This is a genomic window from Roseomonas acroporae, assembly GCF_023223525.1.
GTDB classification, from domain to species: domain Bacteria; phylum Pseudomonadota; class Alphaproteobacteria; order Acetobacterales; family Acetobacteraceae; genus Roseomonas_E; species Roseomonas_E acroporae.
The window spans coordinates 19,061-38,237 of the sequence record NZ_JALPRX010000086.1 but is presented as its reverse complement, the minus strand read 5'-3'; the positions used below and the strand labels follow the sequence as shown (position 1 = coordinate 38,237).

16 protein-coding genes and 1 tRNA gene are annotated in these 19,177 nt (G+C 73.4%); 12 read left to right on the top strand and 5 right to left on the bottom strand.

Going from position 1 to position 19,177, the window contains the following annotated elements; genetic code table 11:
* Positions 1-64: 64 nt before the first annotated feature.
* The gene (locus M0638_RS19130) at positions 65-619 is read right to left on the bottom strand and encodes a sigma-70 family RNA polymerase sigma factor (RefSeq protein WP_248668606.1); all 555 of its coding nucleotides are present in this window, start codon (positions 617-619) and stop codon (positions 65-67) included.
* 70 nt (positions 620-689) lie between these two features.
* A complete protein-coding gene (locus M0638_RS19125; protein ID WP_345893050.1) occupies positions 690-1,295 on the bottom strand; it encodes a sigma-70 family RNA polymerase sigma factor in 606 nt (201 codons plus the stop codon).
* Positions 1,296-1,388: 93 nt separating this feature from the next.
* Here M0638_RS19125 and M0638_RS19120 point away from each other — a divergent pair, with 93 nt between their 5' ends.
* From M0638_RS19120 to M0638_RS19105, 4 genes are all read left to right on the top strand, one after another.
* Positions 1,389-2,153, top strand: a complete 765-nt coding sequence (locus M0638_RS19120; protein WP_248668605.1) for a PhyR family response regulator anti-anti-sigma factor — start codon at positions 1,389-1,391, stop codon at positions 2,151-2,153.
* Between the two features lie 179 nt (positions 2,154-2,332).
* Positions 2,333-2,497, top strand: a complete 165-nt coding sequence (locus tag M0638_RS19115; protein WP_248668604.1) for a DUF1328 domain-containing protein — start codon at positions 2,333-2,335, stop codon at positions 2,495-2,497.
* 40 nt (positions 2,498-2,537) lie between these two features.
* Entirely contained in the window at positions 2,538-3,194 is a 657-nt protein-coding gene (locus tag M0638_RS19110) for a hypothetical protein (RefSeq protein WP_248668603.1), read from the top strand.
* 133 nt (positions 3,195-3,327) lie between these two features.
* Positions 3,328-5,190 carry an ABC transporter ATP-binding protein/permease gene (locus M0638_RS19105; RefSeq protein WP_248668602.1) on the top strand — a complete coding sequence of 621 codons (1,863 nt, stop codon included), beginning with the start codon at positions 3,328-3,330 and terminating at the stop codon, positions 5,188-5,190.
* A 368-nt stretch (positions 5,191-5,558) separates the two neighbouring features.
* Here M0638_RS19105 and M0638_RS19100 read toward each other — a convergent pair whose 3' ends face one another.
* On the bottom strand, positions 5,559-5,801 hold the full coding sequence (locus M0638_RS19100; protein ID WP_248668601.1) for a hypothetical protein: 243 nt from the start codon (positions 5,799-5,801) through the stop codon (positions 5,559-5,561).
* 318 nt (positions 5,802-6,119) lie between these two features.
* Between M0638_RS19100 and M0638_RS19095 the strand changes: the two genes are divergently transcribed.
* From M0638_RS19095 to M0638_RS19070, 6 genes are all read left to right on the top strand, one after another.
* A complete protein-coding gene (locus tag M0638_RS19095; protein WP_248668600.1) occupies positions 6,120-7,163 on the top strand; it encodes a rod shape-determining protein in 1,044 nt (347 codons plus the stop codon).
* Between the two features lie 356 nt (positions 7,164-7,519).
* The gene (gene mreC / locus M0638_RS19090) at positions 7,520-8,392 is read left to right on the top strand and encodes a rod shape-determining protein MreC (RefSeq protein ID WP_248668599.1); all 873 of its coding nucleotides are present in this window, start codon (positions 7,520-7,522) and stop codon (positions 8,390-8,392) included.
* Positions 8,393-8,501: 109 nt separating this feature from the next.
* On the top strand, positions 8,502-9,041 hold the full coding sequence (mreD, locus tag M0638_RS19085) for a rod shape-determining protein MreD (protein WP_248668598.1): 540 nt from the start codon (positions 8,502-8,504) through the stop codon (positions 9,039-9,041).
* A gap of 130 nt (positions 9,042-9,171) precedes the next feature.
* Positions 9,172-11,121 carry a penicillin-binding protein 2 gene (mrdA, locus tag M0638_RS19080; RefSeq protein WP_248668630.1) on the top strand — a complete coding sequence of 650 codons (1,950 nt, stop codon included), beginning with the start codon at positions 9,172-9,174 and terminating at the stop codon, positions 11,119-11,121.
* A gap of 4 nt (positions 11,122-11,125) precedes the next feature.
* Positions 11,126-12,271 (top strand): rod shape-determining protein RodA, encoded by a 1,146-nt coding sequence (gene rodA, locus M0638_RS19075; protein WP_248668597.1) that lies wholly within the window; start codon positions 11,126-11,128, stop codon positions 12,269-12,271.
* 65 nt (positions 12,272-12,336) lie between these two features.
* Positions 12,337-12,412, top strand: a tRNA-Lys gene (locus M0638_RS19070).
* Between the two features lie 754 nt (positions 12,413-13,166).
* Here the strand turns inward: M0638_RS19070 and addB are convergent.
* Positions 13,167-16,436 (bottom strand): double-strand break repair protein AddB, encoded by a 3,270-nt coding sequence (gene addB / locus M0638_RS19065; RefSeq protein WP_248668596.1) that lies wholly within the window; start codon positions 16,434-16,436, stop codon positions 13,167-13,169.
* Positions 16,437-16,741: 305 nt separating this feature from the next.
* Between addB and M0638_RS19060 the strand changes: the two genes are divergently transcribed.
* Entirely contained in the window at positions 16,742-17,488 is a 747-nt protein-coding gene (locus M0638_RS19060; RefSeq protein ID WP_248668595.1) for an EAL domain-containing protein, read from the top strand.
* A gap of 369 nt (positions 17,489-17,857) precedes the next feature.
* Positions 17,858-18,544 carry a lytic transglycosylase domain-containing protein gene (locus tag M0638_RS19055; protein WP_248668594.1) on the top strand — a complete coding sequence of 229 codons (687 nt, stop codon included), beginning with the start codon at positions 17,858-17,860 and terminating at the stop codon, positions 18,542-18,544.
* 147 nt (positions 18,545-18,691) lie between these two features.
* On the opposite strand, the gene M0638_RS19050 is transcribed toward M0638_RS19055, so the two are convergent.
* Positions 18,692-19,150 carry a hypothetical protein gene (locus tag M0638_RS19050; RefSeq protein ID WP_248668593.1) on the bottom strand — a complete coding sequence of 153 codons (459 nt, stop codon included), beginning with the start codon at positions 19,148-19,150 and terminating at the stop codon, positions 18,692-18,694.
* Between the last annotated feature and the right edge of the window lie 27 nt (positions 19,151-19,177).

Genomic DNA, 19,177 nt, shown 5'->3' with positions numbered 1-19,177 from the left:
CCGATCCAAGGCGGGCGGCCGTGTCGACCGAAAGGACGCCGCCCGCCACCATCCGGCACGAAGGTTAAAATTCGGCGTGGCGTTCGCCAAGCGGCAGTCGGCGCGTGGCGTGCTCCGTCGTCGCGACGCGCTCCGGTGCGTCCTCGCCCATCAGCCAGGCCTGCAACTGCCGGCGGGCGCGAAAGACCCGGCTCTTGGCGGTGCCGACGGCGCAGCCCGTGGCCGCCGCGACCTCCTCGTAGGAGAGCCCCTGCAGCACCACCATGAACAGCGCCTCGCGCTGATCGGACGGCAGGCGGTTCACGGCGGCGCCGAGCTCCTTGAGGACCATGCGGTCCTCGTGCGCGCCGCTCACCGCGAAGGCGGACATCGGCAGATCCTCGATGTCGGTGGTCTCGCGCTGCTTGCGCAGCGTGCTGATGAAGCGGTTGCGCAGGATGCGATGCATCCAGGCGGCGAAATTCGTACCCGGCGTGAAGCTGTTCTGCGCGGCGAGCGCGTTGGCGACGGCATCCTGCACCAGATCCTCGGCGGCGGCCCGGTTGCGGGTCAGCGCCAGGGCCTGAACCCGCAGCTTCGGCAGCAGGGCGATCATCTGGTCGTGGAAGTCGTTCTTCATCGGGAGGCCTTCTTCCGCTTTCCTGCCCGATCAATGACGCCGCCCCCGGGGCCGTTGCGTCGCGAATGCGTTACCGCGACGCTTTTCCCTTCACGGGATCGAGAGTGGCGGCGAGCGCCGCCCTCGCGCGGGAGACGCGGGCCTTCATCGTGCCGGCGGGAACCTGGCAAACCGTCGCCGCCTCCTCGTAGGAAAGCCCCTGCGCGCCGACCAGGACCAGCGCCTCACGCAAGGTCGGCGACAGGGTGCGCAGCGCGCGGCCGAGGTCGCGCAGGTCGGCGTGCGCCTCCTGCTGCGTCAGCGCGGCGCCCTCGGCCGCTTCCTCGACCGGGGCGCCCTGCTGGATCCGGGCCGTCTCGCGCCGGCGCCGACGGTGCTGCTCGTAGTAGGTGTTCCGCAGGATGGTGAAGGTCCAGGCGCGAAGGCTGGTTCCGGGCACGAACTGCGCCTGCGACGCCAGGCCGCGCAGCAGGGCATCCTGCACCAGATCGTCCGCCTCGGCGCGGCCGCCTGCCAGGAACCGCGCGAAGGCGCGCAATTCCGGCAACAACTCCGCGAGGGCGCGGCGAAAATCGGGGGCCGCGGCTTGTTCGGCTGTCAGGGTATCCATATCAATGCGGACCACGCACCGGCTGCCACGCCACGTCAAGGCGGGGCGCGCATCCGGCGCGATCACGAGCGCGAAGCCGAGGCAAAGCGTGATCTCGAGTACAGGATCGGAACGTCAAGGCATGCACGGGGTTTTCCGCCGGCCGCGGGCGACGTGGCGATGAGCGGCGAGCGCGAGGCGCTGATCCGGGCGCTCCCCTACGCCCGTCGCTACGCGCGTGCGCTCAGCGGCAGCCAGAAGCGCGGCGACGCGGTGGTGGCCGAGGCGCTGCGTGGCCTGCTGGAGGGCGGCGCGCGGGAAGATCTCGCGGTGGACGCGCAGGCGCGGCTGGCTCTCTACAAGGCGATCGGCGAGCGGGCCCGGCTCGCTTCCGAGGCGGGGGTGCCCGACGCCGCGATGGGCCTCACCGAGCGCATGCTGCTGCTGCTCACCGCGTTGGAGGACCTGTCGCTGGACGCGGCGGCGGCGGCCGTCGGGCTGGAGCCGGCGGCAGCGGCCGACCGGCTGGGCGCGGCCCGCGGGCGGCTGCGGGACAACGCCTCCGCGCGTGTCCTCATCATCGAGGACGAGCCGATCATCGCCATGGACATCCAGGGGCTGGTGGAAGGCTGCGGCCACGAGGTAGTCGGCATCGCCGCCTCGGAGGAGGAGGCGGTCGCGCTGGCCGAGGCGGAGAAGCCGAGCCTGGTGCTGGCCGATATCAACCTCGGCGCCGGCGGCGACGGCACCAGCGCGGTGGCGCGCATCCTGCGGCGGCACGAGGCGCCGGTGATCTTCGTCACCGCCTACCCGGAGAGGCTGCTGACGGGCGAGACGGTGGAGCCCGCCTTCGTCATCACCAAGCCCTTCGAGCCGATCACCCTCGCCATCGCCACCTACCAGGCGGTCACGCGCGGCGTGCCGATGGCCCCGCCCGCGGCCTGATCGCCGCGGCCGCCGAAGCGTCATGCCCGTCCGGACGCCGTGAACCCGCCAGAGCCGTCACGACGTCGTCCGGCGGGATCGTCACGTCGGCATGATGGCAACGCAGCCTTCGTTCCGCTCCGAAACCGCACTCACGGCTCCGCGTTCGAATGGCCGACTGGGACATTCGGAGACGGGCCATGCTTTACTGGACTCTCATCTTCCTCGTGATCGCGCTGGTCGCCGGCCTGTTCGGCTTCGGCGGCATCGCCTCGGCCTCCGCCGGCATCGCCAAGATCCTCTTCACCATCTTCCTCGTGCTCTTCCTGATCTCGCTGGTGTTCGGCGTCTTCCGGGGTGCCTGAGATGGCGCGGGCGGCCGGGTCGGTCGGGCCAGCCGTGCTCATGGCGGCGCTCGTCCTTCCGGTCGCCCGCGCTCCGTCGGTGGCGGCGGAGCCGACGGCCAGCCGCCAGGCGGATCGCCCCGCCGGCGGGCTCTGGTTCGATCCCACGCAACTGCCCTCCTTCACCGGCACGGTGGAGCGGTTCCTGGTCGATCCGCGCGGCGGAACGGACGGGCTGCTGTTCCGGGAGGGGCCGCAGGTGGTCTTCCCGCCCGATATCGGCGCCGCGGTCCGACGCGTCGCCGCGGAGGGGCGGCCGCTGACGGTCTGGGGGATCCGCATCCGCAACGCCCCGGTGATCACCATCCTGGCCTTCTCCGCGGGTGCCGATTCGCCGCCCGTGCTGGTGGAGCGGCTGTACAGGCGCGTCCCGGAACGGCCCGATGCGGCCCCGATGCGGGAACTGAGCGTCGAAGGCCGGGTGAAGGCGCCCTACTACACGCCGCAGGGCGAGGTGACGGGCGCGATCCTGGAGGACGGAACGTCGGTGCTGCTGCCGGCCGGCGCGGCGGAACGGTTCCGGGACCTGCTCACGCCCGGCGCCACCCTCGCCGCCGAAGGGCCGGGCTATGCCGGCCAGGAGGGCCGCGCCGTGCTGGCACGGCGCATCGGCGCCGAACCCGGGTCGCTGCGCCCGACCGCGTCGGCCACCCCTTGAGTGCACCATGGCCGAGCCCGACCGTCCGCCTGCCGGCCTACCCGACGGCGCGTCCCCGGACGGAGCGGACGATGACGGCCCGGGTCGCGGACGGGCGGACCCATCCCCGGCCCGGACGGCCGGCGGAGACGCGATGATGCCCCTGGACGGCACCGCGCCCCGTCGGCGCGAAGGCCTCGTGCGGCGCACGCTGCGACTCGCCGGCGGCTACTTCAATTCGGAGGAACGCTGGTCGGCCCGCGGCCTCGCCGGGCTGGTGCTGCTGCTCACCGTCCTGCAGATCGGCGTGCAGGTCTGGTTCAACCTCTGGAACCGGGACTTCTTCAACGCCCTCGAGAGCCGGGACCGCGCCGGCTTCCTGGGCCAGATGTGGCTGTTCCTGTTCCTTTCCTTCGCCAGCATGACGACGGCGGTGTTCCACCTCTGGGCCAAGCAGACGCTGCAACTGCGCTGGCGGCGCTGGCTGGTGAACGACCTGCAGGAGCGCTGGCTGCGGCGCGGCCGCCACTACCAGCTCAACTTCCTGCCGGACACCGCCGACAACCCGGACCAGCGCATCTCCGAGAACACGCGCTGGGCGACGGCGATGGCGGTGGACCTGGTGGTGGGACTGATCCAGTCGCTCATCACGCTCGCCTCCTTCGTCGGCATCCTGTGGACGCTGTCCGGGCCCCTGCACGTGGCTCTGGGTGGGGCGTTCGGCGCGGACGGGTTCGACATCCCCGGCTACATGGTGTTCGCGGCGCTGCTCTACGCGCTGGCGGGATCGGGGCTGACCTGGCTGATCGGGCGGCCGATGGTCTCGATCAACATCCGCCGCAACGCGGCCGAGAGCGACCACCGCTTCGCGCTGGTGCGTCTGCGCGAGAGCAGCGAGAGCGTGGCGCTGATCCGCGGCGAGCCGGACGAGGCGCGCGGCCTGCGCGCCGCCTTCGACAACGTCGTCTCGGTGATGCGCGATCTGATGCGCTCGGAGCGGCGGCTGATGTGGCTGACCTCCGCCTACGGCATGGTCGCCGGCGTGTTCCCGATCCTGGTAGCGAGCCCGCGCTACTTCGCCGGCGCCATCACGCTCGGCGTGCTGATGCAGATCTCCTCGGCCTTCGGGCAGGTGACGGGCAGCCTCAACTGGTTCGTCGACAACTTCCCGCGTCTCGCCGACTGGCGCAGCCACCTGGAGCGCGTGATGGCGCTGGAGGACACGCTGGAAGCGGCCGAGGCAATGGAGAAGGAGGCGGTGATCGCGGTGGAGGAGGGGGCGCTGCCGGACGGGCGCGAGGTGGTGGCCTTCGACGCGCTGCGCATCGAGCACGCCGACGGCGACGTGCTGATCGACAGCGCCGACGCCGAGATCGCGGCGGGCGAGAAGGTGCTGATCGTGGGCGAGAGCGGTACCGGCAAGTCCACCCTGTTCCGGGCCATCGCCGGCGTCTGGCCATGGGGATCGGGCCGCATCCGGATCCCGCCGCGCCGCGAGATGATGTTCATGCCGCAGCGGCCCTACCTGCCGCTCGGCACGCTGCATGCCGCGGTGGCCTATCCGGCGCCGGCGCGCCACTTCCCGGCGGCGGCGGTGGCGGCGGCGCTGGAGCGCTGCGGCCTCGCCCATCTCGCCGCCCGGCTGGAGGAGACGGAGCGCTGGGACCGCATCCTCTCGCTCGGCGAGCAGCAGCGCATCGCCTTCGCCCGGCTGCTGCTGCACCGGCCGCGCTGGGTGTTCATGGACGAGGCGACGGCGGCGCTCGACGAGGAGAACCAGCACGCCATGCTGAGCCTCTTCCGCGGGGAACTGGCCGGGAGCAGCCTGATCTCGATCGGGCACCGGCCGGGGCTGGATGCCTATCACGACCGGACCCTGACCCTGATCCGCGCATCGAGCGGCGCGCGGCTGATCGCCCGGCAGCGGCGGGCGACCGCGTCGGTACCGTCGCGGCGCGGCCGGCTGCGGCGCCTCCTGCGACGTCCGGCACCCTCCGTCGCCCTGCGCTCGGGCTGACGAAGGCCCGTGAGGAGGGCCGGAGCGGGAACATCGGGTCAGGCATGACGATGGCCGCATGGAACGGGTTCCATGCGGCCATCGCGTTCGTCGGCGCGTTCATCCGGGAGGGCGGTCCGTGGCGAGCCGCGGGCGGAGCGCGTTAGTGGGGCCGTTGGGAGAGGGTGGCGACGGTTTTGCTTGGCACGATGCGGTGCATCAACGCCGCACGGCATCCCCGTCCGCCGGCGGGCCGTTCCGGCACGACCTTTCCGCGCTGGAGCCGTTCCGGCCCGGCTGTATCAGGCCGGAACGGCTTCAGCCTTTGGTTCTTCGCATTTTCCGGGTCGCCGGGTGAGTACACCCGGCTTGAAATGCTCTGGCCGGCCTCAGCGCCAGACGGGGCGGCCGAGGTTGACGTCGCGTCCGCTGGTGACCGCGCCGCCGACCGCGCCGACGCCGCCGCCGATCAGGGCGCCGGTGCCGGCGTTGCCACCCGTCAGCGCCGCGACGCCGGCCCCGGTACCGGCGCCGATCAGGCCGCCGGAAACGGCGCGGTCGCCCGTTGAATAGCCGCACCCGGCAAGGCCGAGCGCCGCCAGGGCCAGAAGGGTGATGGGAGTCCTGCGCATCCTCGTTTTTCCTATGGGCGCCCGTCGTGGCGCGTCGCACCGGAAGAACGTGGCGCCGACCGGCCGGTTGCGCGGGGCAGCCACGAGGCGGCCGCATGCGCGCCTCCCATGCCCTCGCCGTGGGCCGCCCGGGCCGGATTTCCGGCTTGAGCGGGAGACGGGGGGCGGCTAAGCCTCCCCGCCGTTCCCGGTCCCCTTGGCCCCCGCCGGCCGCCCTCCGGACCGCGCCCGCCGGTGTTGCGGCGCGCGGCGGGCGTCTGCTGCCACGGGGCCTGCCCATGGCTGCCCCGGCGCTCTCAGTAACGGAAGGTTGCGCGAATGTTCTCTCGGCTGTTCGGCTTTCTGTCGGCCGACATGGCCATCGACCTCGGCACGGCGAACACGCTGGTCTACGTGAAGGGTCGGGGCATCGTGCTGAACGAGCCGAGCGTGGTCGCGATCGCCGACCTGCGCGGGCGCAAGCAGGTGCTGGCGGTGGGCGAGGAGGCCAAGCTGATGCTCGGCCGCACCCCCGGCAACATCGCCGCCATCCGCCCCCTCCGGGACGGCGTGATCGCCGACTTCGAGGTGGCGGAGGAGATGATCAAGCACTTCATCCGCAAGGTGCACAACCGCCGGTCGTTCGCCTCGCCGATGATCATCGTCTGCGTCCCCTCCGGCTCCACCGCCGTGGAGCGCCGCGCCATCCAGGAGAGCGCCGAGAGCGCGGGCGCCCGCAAGGTGCTGCTGATCGAGGAGCCGATGGCGGCCGCGATCGGTGCCGGCCTGCCCGTCACCGAGCCCTCCGGCTCCATGGTGGTGGACGTGGGCGGCGGCACCACCGAGGTGGCGGTGATCTCGCTCGGCGGCATCGTCTATGCCCGCTCCGTGCGGGTCGGCGGCGACAAGATGGACGAGTCGATCATCAACTACATCCGCCGCCACCATAACCTGCTGATCGGCGAGAGCTCGGCCGAGCGGATCAAGCTCGAGATCGGCGCCGCCTGCGCGCCGGAGGACGGCGACGAGGGCCGCTACACCGAGGTCAAGGGTCGCGACCTGATGAACGGCGTGCCGCGCGAGGTGACGGTGAGCGAGCGGCAGGTGGCCGAGAGCCTGGCCGAGCCGGTGACCGCGATCGTCGAGGCGGTGAAGGTGGCGCTGGAGAACACGCCGCCGGAGCTGGCCGCCGACATCGTGGACAAGGGCATCGTGCTGACCGGCGGCGGGGCGCTGCTGCACAAGCTGGACCAGGTGCTGCGCGATTCCACCGGCCTGCCGGTGGTGGCGGCCGAGGAAGCGCTCTCCTGCGTGGCGCTCGGCACCGGCCGGGCCCTTGAGGAGATGAAGCGGCTTCGCCACGTACTGAGTTCGATGTACTGATGATGCCGGCCGGGCCGCTCGCCGGCCCGGTCACGCCGCGACCTGCCCAGTGCCGTGCCGGATTCTGCCTCGGGCTATGAGGAAAGGTTCCCAGGCCGTTGGAAACAGAGGCGTTCCGCGCGGATCTCCTCCGGCACTCCGCCGCGCTCCCGGTTGCCGGGCCACGGGAGGGTCGGGCCGGAACTTCCGGCGGCGCCGGCGTTGCGGCAGGCGGCGGGCCGGCACGGCTGTGGCCCGGATGGATGCGGTCCGGATGGCTGTGATGGGCGGGACGGCCGTGGTGGCCGCCCCGGATGGCGGCGGCCGCCGCGAGGCATGACGATCCGAACCGGGCCGCGCGCCCCGACGGGGGGCCTGTGATCCGACTGAGCATCCCGCTTCGCCAGGCCCTGGCGCGCCTGTCGCTGCCCGTGCTGATCGCCGCCGCCTTCGGCACCATGCTGCTCGGCAAGGCCGATACGATGCTGGCCGAGCGGGTGCGCATGGCGCTCGCCGACGCGCTGACGCCGATCTACGGCGTGCTGGCCCGGCCCGTGGCGGCGGTGCGCGACACGGTGGCGGAAGCCCGCGCGCTGCTCGAGATGCGCACCGAGAACGCCCGGTTGCGCGACGAGAACGAGCAGCTCCGCCGCTGGCAGGCGGTCGCGCTGGCGCTGGAGGCGGAGAACGCAATGATGCGCCGCCAGCTCGCCTTCATCCCCGACCCGGCGCCGCGCTTCCAGACCGCCCGCGTCGTCGCCGATGGCGGCGGCACCTATGCCCGCGCCGTGCTGCTGGCCATCGGGCCGGAGCATGGGGTGCGCAAGGGGCAGATCGCGCTCGACGAGCGGGGGCTGGTCGGGCGGGTGACGGAAGTGGGCAGCCGCTCCGCCCGCGTGCTCCTGGCGACCGACCTCAACAGCCGCATCCCGGTGACGCTGGAGGGCAGCCGGGCGCGCGCCGTGCTGGTCGGCACCAACGGCGCCCGGCCGCGCGTGCAGTACTGGCCCGAGGGCGTCACCCCGGCCGAGGGCGAGCGTGTGGTGACCAGCGCCGAGGCCAACGCCTTTCCGGCCGGGCTGCCGGTCGGGGTGATCCACTATTCCGGCTCCGGCGCGCCCGAGGTGGAGATGTTCGCCCGCCTCGACCGGCTCGATCTGGTGCGCCTGTTCGACTACGGCCTGTCCGGCATCCTGCCGCCGGAATCGGTCGCGCGGCCGGAGCCGCGCGAATCCCGCCCCAGGCGCTAGGACAGTCCCGTCACGCCATGCCCAGCCGCTTCGGCCCGACCCGAGGAAACCGCTCCTGCGCGTTGTTCCTGCGGGATTTTCCGCCCGCGCGGGCGGCGGGCTAGGCGCGATGTCCGTGCACGGCAAGCCGGAGCCGGCACCGGGGCTGCTGCGCCGCCTCGACGCCACGGCGCGGGCCACCTTCCCGGTGGCATTCACGGCGCTGCTCATGGTGCTGGCGGCCGCGCCGGTCGGGCCGCCGGGGCTGGTCTGGGCGGTGGCGCTGCCCTGCGTGTTCTTCTGGTCGCTGTTCCGCCCGGCCTACATGCCGCCGCTCGCCGTGTTCCCGCTCGGCCTGCTGCACGACCTGCTGAGCTTCGGGCCGCTCGGCATCGGGGTGCTGATCCTGCTGATCACGCACGGGCTGGCGATGCGCTGGCGGCGGGCGCTGGTGCGCCGCTCCTTCCTGGTGGTCTGGCTGGCCTATTGCGGCTTCGCGCTCGGCGCGGGGGGGCTTGGCTGGGTGCTCCAGGCCGTGCTGGGCTGGCGCGTGCCGCCGATCGCGCCCGGCCTCAACGCCGTGGGCATGTCTGCCGGGCTTTATCCGAGCCTCGCCTGGCTGCTCGGGCGGGCCCATCTTGCGATGCTGCATGCGGAGAGCGCGGCGTGAGCCCGCGGCGGCCGCGGCGCCCCGCCATCCGCGGCGCCGGCGCCGGCCGGCCGCGGCAGGTCGACGCGCGGAGGATGGTGGCGTGAGGCTGGGCTGGCCGAAATTCCAGTGGCGCCGGCGCGAGCGCGGCATGAACGCGGCCCGCCGGCAGGAGGAGCGCCGGCGCAACATCTTCACCCGCCGGGTGGCGCTGCTCGGCCTCGGGCAGCTCGGCCTGCTCGGCTATCTCGGCCAGCGCCTCTACCGGATGCAGGTGGAGGAGGGGGAGCGCTACGCGACGCTGGCCGAGGAGAACCGGGTCAGCGCCCGGCTGATCCCGCCGCCGCGCGGCCGCGTGCTGGACCGCGACGGCAAGGTGATCGCCGGCAACCGGCTGAACTGGCGCGCCCTGCTGGTGGCCGAGCAGACCCAGGACGTGGCGGCGACGCTGGAGACCTTCTCGCGCATCGTGCCGCTGGCCGAGCACGAGCGGGCGCGCATCGAGCGCGACGTGCGCCGGCACCGCCGCTTCGTGCCGGTGACGGTGCGCGAGTTCCTCACCTGGGAGGAGATGGCGCGCATCGAGGTGAACGCGCCCGACCTGCCGGGAATCATCACCGACGTCGGCACGACGCGGATGTACCCGGAGGCGGAGCACCTCGCGCACATCGTGGGCTACGTGGCGCCGCCGGCCGAGGCGGACATCGGCGACGACCCGCTGCTGGAGCTGCCCGGCATCCGCGTCGGCCGCGCCGGGGTGGAGCGCTTCCACGACCGCATCCTGCGCGGCCGCGCCGGCGCCGTGCAGCTCGAGGTCAACGCGGTCGGCCGGGTGATCCGCGAGCTGGACCGCCACGAGGGGCAGCAGGGGCAGGACGTCCTGCTCTCGGTGGACGCCCAGCTCCAGCGCCAGGTGCGGCAGCGGATCGACGAGGGCACCTCGGTGGTCGTGCTGGACGCGCGCAACGGCGAGGTGCTGGCCATGGCCAGCAAGCCCTCCTTCGACCCCAACCTGTTCAACGCCGGCGTCTCGGCGGCGCAGTGGCGGGAGTGGACACGCAACCGCTCGACGCCGCTGATCAACAAGTGCACCGCCGGCCTCTATGCGCCGGGCTCCACCTTCAAGCCGATGGTGGCGCTGGCGGCGCTGGACGCGAAGGTGGTGGGGCCGGGCGAGCGGATCTTCTGCCCCGGCCATTTCGACCTCGGCGACACGCGCTTCCACTGCCACTCCCGCCGCGGCCACGGCGCGGTGGACCTGCACGCGGCGCTGAAGCTCTCCTGCGACGTGTACTTCTACGAGGTGGCGCGCCGGGTGGGCATCGACCGCATCGCCGCCATGGCGCGCCGCTTCGGCCTCGGCGTCGACCTCGAGATCGAGCTGCCGGGCACCCGCAAGGGGCTGATGCCGACCCGCGAATGGCGCATCTCCAAGGGCAAGCCCTGGAACCTCGGCGACACGGTGGTGCACGGCATCGGCCAGGGCTTCTACCAGCTCACCCCGCTCCAGCTCGCCACCATGACGGCGCGGATCGCCTCCGGCCGCGCGCTGCAGCCGCACCTGACGCGCAGCGTGGGCGGCCAGCCGCAGCGCGTGATGCGCCCCGACTACTGGCCCGCCCTCGGCATCCCCGACCGCGACATGCGGCTGGTGCGCGAGGGGATGTGGGCGGTGGTGAACGAGGGCGGCGGCACGGCGCGCGTCGCGCGGCTGCCGGACGGCACGGTGTTCGCCGGCAAGACCGGCACCACCCAGGTGCGCCGCGTCTCCCGCGCCGAGCGCGAGCGCGGCTTCCGGGTGGAGAACCTGCCGCGCGAGTGGCGGCCGCACGCGCTGTTCGTGGGCTACGCGCCCTACGACAACCCGCAGTACGCGATCTCGGTGATCGTCGAGCATGGCATCGGCGGCTCGCTGGCCGCGGCGCCGCTCGCGCGCGACATCATGATGGACACGATCAACCGCTTCAGGCGCGCGCCGGAAGGCGGGCAGCGCGTGGCGGATGCCCAGCCGGCAGCCGGGACGGCCGGCGCGGGAACGGCCGGGGCCCCGGCCGGCGGGGCTTCCCCGTCCCCGCCGCCCGGTGCCGGGCAACGGAGATAGCCGCATGCTCCTCGAACGGCGGCTGCTGACCCGGGACCGCAGCGGCGGGCTGCTGCAGAAGTTCTGGCAGATCCCCTGGATCTTCGTGCTGATGCTCTGTGCCGTGGCGGCGGTCGGCTACGTGGCGCTGTACTCGGCGGGCGGCGGCGCGGCCGAGCCCTATGCCGGCCGGCACGCGCTGCGCTTCGGCTTCGGCCTGGTCATGATGCTGTCGCTGGCGCTGGTGGACATCCGCCTGATCGCGCGCCTCGCCTGGCCGATCTACGCCGCGACGGTCGGCCTGCTGGTGCTGGTCGCGCTGCAGGGGCATGTGGGCAAGGGGGCGCAGCGCTGGATCGAGCTCGGGCCGATCCAGCTCCAGCCCTCGGAGCTGATGAAGATCGCGCTGGCCCTGGCGCTCGCCTCCTGGTTCCGGCGGGCGAGCTGGGAGCGAGTGGGCAACCCGATCTTCCTGATCCCGCCGATCCTCGCGACCCTGCTGCCGGTCGGGATGATCCTGAAGCAGCCCAACCTCGGCACGGCGATGATCACGGCGATGGTGGCGGGCTCGGTGTTCTGGGGCGCCGGGGTGCGCTGGTGGAAGTTCGCCGGCGTGCTGGGGGCGGCCGGCATCGCGGCGCCGATCGCCTACGAACACCTGCGCGACTACCAGAAGGCGCGCATCACCACCTTCCTCGACCCCGAGAGCGATCCGCTGGGGGCGGGGTACAACATCATCCAGTCGAAGATCGCGCTCGGCTCCGGCGGGCTCTGGGGCAAGGGCTTCCTGCAGGGAACCCAGGGACACCTGAACTTCCTGCCCGAGAAGCAGACCGACTTCATCTTCACCATGATCGCCGAGGAGTTCGGGCTGGTCGGCGCGCTGTCGGTGCTGGCGCTGCTGGGGCTCGTGGTGGCCTTCTCCTTCGCGGTGGCGTTCCGCTGCCGCCACCAGTTCGGCCGGCTGCTGGCGATCGGGCTGGCGACCAACTTCTTCCTCTACGTGTTCGTGAACGTCGCCATGGTCACGGGCTCCATCCCCGTGGGCGGCGTGCCGCTGCCGCTGATCTCGCATGGCGGCTCGGCCATGCTGACCACGATGTTCGGCTTCGGCCTGCTGCTCAGCGTGCATGTCCACCGCGATGCGGACATGGGTCCCACGCGCGAGTGAGGGACGCGTTTCGGCACGCCGGGGCTGGACAAGGCGGCTGGGGACGTTATTAAGCGGGCCACGGCGGGCGCATAGCTCAGTTGGTAGAGCAGCTGACTCTTAATCAGCGGGTCGTAGGTTCGAATCCTACTGCGCCCACCATGACCTTCCCGATCCGGTCATGACGTCGCGCCGTTCTCTTTCCTCCGATCACCGGTACGTCAGTCCCGCGCGGCACGGCACCCCACGGTTGCCTTGAGCCGTCCAGCCCGGCTCGCATGCCTCACATCCGCAAGACGTGGAACGTGGGCGGCCAAGCCAGGAGGACGCCTGTCGAACGGCGCCCCCAAAGCCGATCCCGGTTAGGCGGGACCCACCGGTTCTATCCGCCGGCCGTGGCGGACGAATTCCGGCGCAACCACCAGCCTCTTCCGACAGCATGAATCGATGAGCATATCTCCACGACCGGGCCCGCCGGAAGTTGAAGAGGCATCGAAAGGGCCGGCGCAACTGCATGGCACGGTTGCCGCAACCAGCGATCACCTTTTATTAATACATTGAAAAACTTGAATTTTTGCGGTGCGGTACCTATCTTGTGGGAAGTTTAGGGAGGGCGTCCGGCACAAGGATCCCACCCATGTCCAGTCTGACCTTCCTGATCGTCGTCGCCGCCCTGGTCGCGGCCAACCTCACGGCCCGCATCGCGGTTGCCACGGGGCATCTGCCGAAGCTGCCGGCATCGCCGCACGAAGCCTGAGCCTCCCGAGAAGAACGTCCGCTCCGGCCCCGACCGCCGCATAAGGCGGCGGAGCCTGGGGCGTTCTCCCCTTTTCCATCACCCGACAGAACAGCCCGGCCCCGGCGCCGCATGAAGGCGGCCGCAGCGCCGCGCATGCCGTCCCCTCGGGCCGTCCCCTCAGCCGGCCGTCTCCGCATCCTCCGCGCCCGCCCATTCGGCGACGCGCGCCAGATGATCGTAGTCCCCGCCTGTGGGCTGCCGCGCCGGGTGCGGCCTTGCCAGGAAGGGGCGGTCGCCCAGCAGGAAGCCATCCACCAGCGCGCCGAGCTGTGCCAGCGCCGCGTGCGCCTGCTCCTCGATCTCCTCCGGACCCCAGCCGACCGGCTTCACCTCGCCCGCCACCGGGCCGCCGGAAACGCGCCAGTAGGTCAGGGACGAAACCGGCCGGCCCGGCAGGCCCCGGAACGCGCCCTCGGCCGCCATCGCCGCCTCCAGCGACAATTGCGGCTCCCGGCCCTCGATGACGGCCCGGGTGCTCGGCGGCGCGCCGGTCTTGTAGTCGATGATCGACAGCATCCCGTTCGCCAGCAGGTCGATGCGGTCGGCCTTGCCCACCAGCAGAACCTCCCCGCCGGGACGACGGACCGTCAGCTCGCCCGGCACCTCGGCGTGGCTGCCGCGGACGCCGCGCGCCTCGCGCAGGGCACGCTCCTGCGCCAGCGCGAAGCGGCCGATGCGTTCGAGACGCGGCCGCCAGAAGGCTGCCAGGCCGGGGCGCGCTCCGGCCTCGCGCAGCGCCGCCGAGGCGGCCTCGGCGAACCATTCCCCGGCCGCCTCGGCCCCGGGCCACCCGGCTACCGCGTCGAGACGGCGGACGAAGCGCGCGAGCGCGTCGTGGACCAGCATGCCGTAATCGGTGGCGCCGACATCGGAATCGATCGGGTCGATCCGGCGCAGCCGCAGCACGCGCTTCGCGTAGAAGGCGTAGGGGTCGGCGATCAGCGTCGCCACCTCGGTCACCGAGATGCGGTCCGGCCGTGCGTCGCGCGGCGGGCGGGGGGCCGGCCGCTCGCAGGGCCGCGCGGCGCCGCCCGCCGGCAGGTCGAGCGCCGCCGCCCAGGCGGCGGCGGGATTCGGCGGCAGGACGAGGCCACCCGTCGCGCCGTCGCCGTGCCCGTCTCCCCGCTGGCCTGCCAGGAAGACCTGCAGCCGGGTGAGCCAGCGCGCCGGCACGGTGGGAGCGCCGGCGCGTCGGGCGGCGCGGCTCAGCACCGCCTCCGGCGCGGCGCAGGCGGCGAGGCAGAAATCGGCGCAGACGCGGCCGATGCGGGCCTCCGGTTCCGGCAGGCCGAAGCGGGTTCGCATCGGCCGGCTCATCCAGGGACCGGGATCGGTGGCGAGCGGCCAGACGGCCTCGTCGAGCGCGCCCAGCACCACCCGGTCGAAGCGCAGCAGCCGCGCCTCCAGCAGGCCGAGGATCTCGACGCGCGGATGCGCCTCGCCGTGGCGCCCGCGCGTCGCGCGGACGGAGCGGGCGGCGAGGCCGGCGAGGGTGGCGTCGAACAGGGCCGGCCAGGCGGTGGCGGCGACCGGCGGCAGCGCGCCGAGGGCCGGGGGCAGGGCGGCGAAGTGGTCGGCCAGCGGCTCGCCCTCCTCGCCGGCGTAGAGGCGCAGGCCACCGGGCGTCTCGTCGGTGGCGGCCAGGGCCTCGGCGGCGGCGAGGTGGTCGGCCAGCATCGCCGCGGGTGCCCGCGTGACGCCGGCGGGCAGGGCGAAGCCGCCGAGGCATTCCTCCAGCCGGTCCAGCAGGCCGAGGCATTCCGCGAGCTCCGCCGCCCGGCGCGCCTGCCGCTCCTCGTCGGCGGCCGTCTCTCGGCCCGTCGGGTCGGCGCCCGATAGGTCGGTGCCGGGCGCCCCGATCCCGCGCTGCCCGTCCGCACCCGCTCCGTCCTCGCCCGCTCCGGCCCCGCCAGCCCCGGCCTCGCCAGTCCCGGCCCCGCCAGCCCCGGCCACAGGCACCGGATCGCCGCGGAAGGCGACGCGCAGCGTGTGCCGCAGCCCCGCCAGCCCCGCGGCGGGACGGGGGCCGCGCAGCGCGCGCCGCTCCAGCAGGCGGGTGGCCCGCAGCCAGCGCGTCCGGTCCCAGCCGCCGGCGCAAAGCGGGTGCTTCAGCACGCCGAGCAGCGGTACGGGCGCGAAATCCTCGGCCACCATGCGCGCGATCAGCCGCACGAAGGCGCCGGCCGGCGTCTGCACCAGGGCCTCGCCGGCCGAGTCGTCGGCGGCGATGCCGTGGCGGATCAGCTCGGCCGAGACGCGGCGGGCGAGGTCGCGGTCGGGCGTCACCAGCGCGGCCCGTGCGCCGGGGCGTTCCAGCGCCTCGCGCAGCACCAGGGCGATGGCGACGGCCTCGGCCTGGGCATCGGGCACCGAGAGCAGCGACAGGCCGGCCAGGGCCGGGGCCCAGCGTTCCGGCTCGCGCACCTGCCAGGCATCCATCCCGGCCGGGGGGCGGAGCGCCATGCCGAGCAGGGCGGCGCGGCCCTCGGGCACGACGGCCTCCGGCGGCCCCCCGGCGGCGGCCGGCGCCCCGTGCAGGCAGCCCGGCCAGCGGCGGATGCCGTCGCGCGGCGCCTCCATGGCACGCAGGAGCCTTACCTGGCCCGAGAAGGGATGCGAGGGGGCGGCGCCGATCGCGTCCCGGACCGCGGCCGACTCCTCCGTGACGCCGTGCAGCACCACCGCGCCGCGTGGCAGCAGGGCGATGCACCGCAGCAGCGCGGCGGCGGCGGGGATGGTGGTGCCGAGGCCGATGCCGGCGGCGATCACCGGATCGGCCGGCGGCGCCGCCTCCCAGGCGAGTCGCTGCGCCTCCAGCGCCCGCACCCGGCGGACGCCGACATCCAGCAGGTCCTGCGTGCCGAGCCAGTGGTTCCAGTCCTGGATCACCGCCCGCAGGAAGGTGAGCGTCACCTCCCAGTGGCGCGCATGCGCCTCCGGCACCAGGGTCGCGAGATTCTCGGGGTCGCAGCCTTCCAGGGCGATCTCGTCGAGCAGCGTCGCCAGCTCGCCGGCGAGCTGCCACGCCTGCTCGGGCGAGCCGGGGCCGCCGAAATGCGGCGGCAGGCGCAGCACCAGCTCGGTCAGCACGCCCTGGCGGCGCAGCGGCTCCACTGCGGGGGGAAGGTCGAGCAGGGTCGGCAGCGCCAGCTCGTCCGCATCCTCCGTGGAAAGGCCGGCCAGCGCGCGCATGCGCGGCAGCAGCAGCGCCCGGTCCCCGGCGGCGCGCAGGAAGGCCTCGCGCAGCGCCCGGGCCGAGCGGCGCGTCGGCAGCAGGATGGTGACGCGCGAGAGCGCCTCCGGCGTCTCCGGTGCCGTCATTCCCAGGACACCCGAGGCGAGGCAGTCGAGGAAGGGCAGGTGGGCGGGAATGTCGAACAGGTTCATCGGGTGAATCCGGCGCGTCGGGGAGCGGCCGCGCTGCCGCGCAGGATAGCGCAGACCTTCCTGCATCCCATCGGCGGCGATGGATCCGGGGCATAGGTCCACCTGGTGGCGCGCCTGGGTTGTTGTGCATCGCCGTAAGACGCGAGCAGCGCGTCCGCAACGTCGGAATTCGCTCACAAGACCGAAACGATTTGGCGGATCAAGGGTTTGGCCGGTCACTGCCGCGTTATCCCCCGGGAAAGGGGGTCGCAATTGCGAGGCGGGTATCACATTAGAAGCAGGCCGGAAGCAACGGATGCCAACAGATGCCCAAGCGGGGCAACGCCGATCCCTCAAGCACCGAATGGCCCGTCGCGATGGCGTTCCAGCCGATCGTGGATACCGGGCACGACGGGGCGATCTTCGCCTACGAGGCGCTCGTCCGCGGGCCGGAAGGCCAGGCGGCGGGCAGCGTGCTGTCCGGCATCCATCTCTCGAACCGCTCCGCCTTCGACCATGCCTGCAAGGTTTCCGCGATCCGCAGCGCCGGCGCGCTCGGCCTGGCCGCGACCGGCGCCGCGCTGTCGATCAACTGCCTGCCGGGATCGGTGCCGATGCGCGACGGCTTCCTCGAGACGATGCTGGGCGCGGCCGAGAAGGCCGGCGTCCCCGCGCATTCGATCGTCGTCGAGATCACCGAGAGCGAGCGCATCGACGACCGCGCGGCGCTGCGCCGGCACGTGCGGACCTGGCACGAATACGGCATGCGAGTCGCCATCGACGATTTCGGCGCGGGCCATGCCGGCCTCGGCCTGCTGGCGGACTTCCAGCCCGATTTCCTGAAGCTCGACATGGGCCTGATCCGTGGCGTCGACACGGACCGCGCCCGGCGGGTGATCGTCGGCGGCGTGGTGGACATCTGCGCCGAGCTGGACGTCGTGGTGATCGCCGAAGGCACGGAGACCGTCGGGGAGTATCGTGCCCTGCGCGATCTCGGCGTGACGCTGTTCCAGGGCTTCCTGTTCGCACGCCCCGAGGTCGGCGCGCTGCCGACGGTCACCCTGCCGTCCTGAGCCGGCCCGCGGACGTTCGGGCGTCCCCGGCAGGCCCCCGGGGCGGAGAGGCCGCGCGACGCGCTTGCGAACGGCCGCCCGCCTGCCGAGAATGCGACCGTGTCCTACCAACCTGATCCGCTTCGGCGGCCGGCGGGCCCGGCCCGGGCCGAGCCGCCGGCCTTCACGCATGCGTGCCGCCATGGCGCGCCGCTGCTCGGTCTCGCCATCCTGATCGGCCTTGCCGGCCCGGTCCGGGGGCAGCCGGCAACACCGCCGTCGCCGGCAGCCGTTTCCGAAGCCGCCCCCTTAGCCGCGACGGCGCCGGGCGGTGCCGCGCCGCCGGCCTCCGGCAGGGCGGCGGCCGGGGTCCCGTCGGCTTCGGCCGCCGTGCCGGCGACCGGTCGGCTTGCCGGCGGGCCGGCCGTCGGCGCCGCGTTGCCGGCGGTGCCGGTGCCCCCCGCCACGCCCTTCGCCGCGCGCCGTGCCCGCTACGTCGCGGAGGTCCATCGGCTGGCCGAGCAGCGCGGCCTGCCGCCGGCCCTCGCCGACGCCGTGGCGGTGGTGGAGAGCGCCTACGACCCAGAGGCGACGGGGCTCGACGGCGAGGTCGGGATCATGCAGATCCTGCCCAACACCGCCGCGATGCTGGGCTTCCGGGGCACCCCGGAGGAACTGCGCGAGCCGACCACCAACCTTCGCTTCGCCGTGGCGTACCTGGCCCGCGCCTGGCAGCTCGCCGAGGGCGATGTCTGCCGCGCGCTGATGAAGTACCGCGCCGGGCACGGCGAGGAATGGATGTCGCCGCTCTCGGTGGAGTATTGCCGCCGCGCGGTCGGCTACCTTGCCGGCATCGGCTCGCCGCTGGCGGCCGGGGTGGCGCTGCCGGCGGCGGCGGCCATGCCGGCCGGCGTGGCCGCGCCGGGCCGGGTGGTCGGGACCGGGCTGACCCGGCCGGAGCTGGTGCGGCTGCGTACCGGGCAGCGCACCGAGGCCGACAGCCAGCGCTACTGGGCCGCGCACGAGGCCCGAATCCGCGCGCTCCGCGAAAGGCTGCAGGCGCGGCGCCGGGGATGAGCGGCCGCCCGGCGGCCGGAGACGGCCGGGGCGGGAATCCACGCCGGGGTAACGGGCCCGCGGCAGGCGGCGGGCCACGGCGCGCCGCGGCGTGCCGCCGGCGGCGAGACCCGGGCGGCGGCCCGGACAGCGATGGTGACGGTGGCGTCAGTCGGTCGCGGTCTTCCAGCTCAGGTAGATGCCGACATCGCCCGGCTTGCCGTCCGGATAGTCCATGATGACCGGCCGCAGGTCGAAGCCGCGCGGCTGCAGCTCGCGCCGGTAGAATTCGTAGGCGCGGGCCGCGAAGCCGTCGAGCTTGTCGTGCCAGTCGGGCTGGCCGCTGGTGATGGAGCGGCCGCTGTCGTGCATCCAGTCCGAGGGGAAGCGCAGGACCAGCACCTCCCGCTCGCCGCGCTGGGCGGTGCGGCGCACCAGGGTCTGCAGCCGCTCGAGCGCGTCGGGTGGCACCTGGCGTTCGCGGAAGGCGCGGTGCAGCGCCCGCTGCTCCTGCCGGCGCTGCCGCGCGGCCTCGCGAAGCTCCGCCTCGCGCTCGGCACGCTGCCGGTCCATCCAGGCGCGGATGCCGGCCGCGTCGAAGGCGAAGCCCGGTTTGTCACTGCCCATGCCGTCCTCTGCTCCCATGGCGGCGCC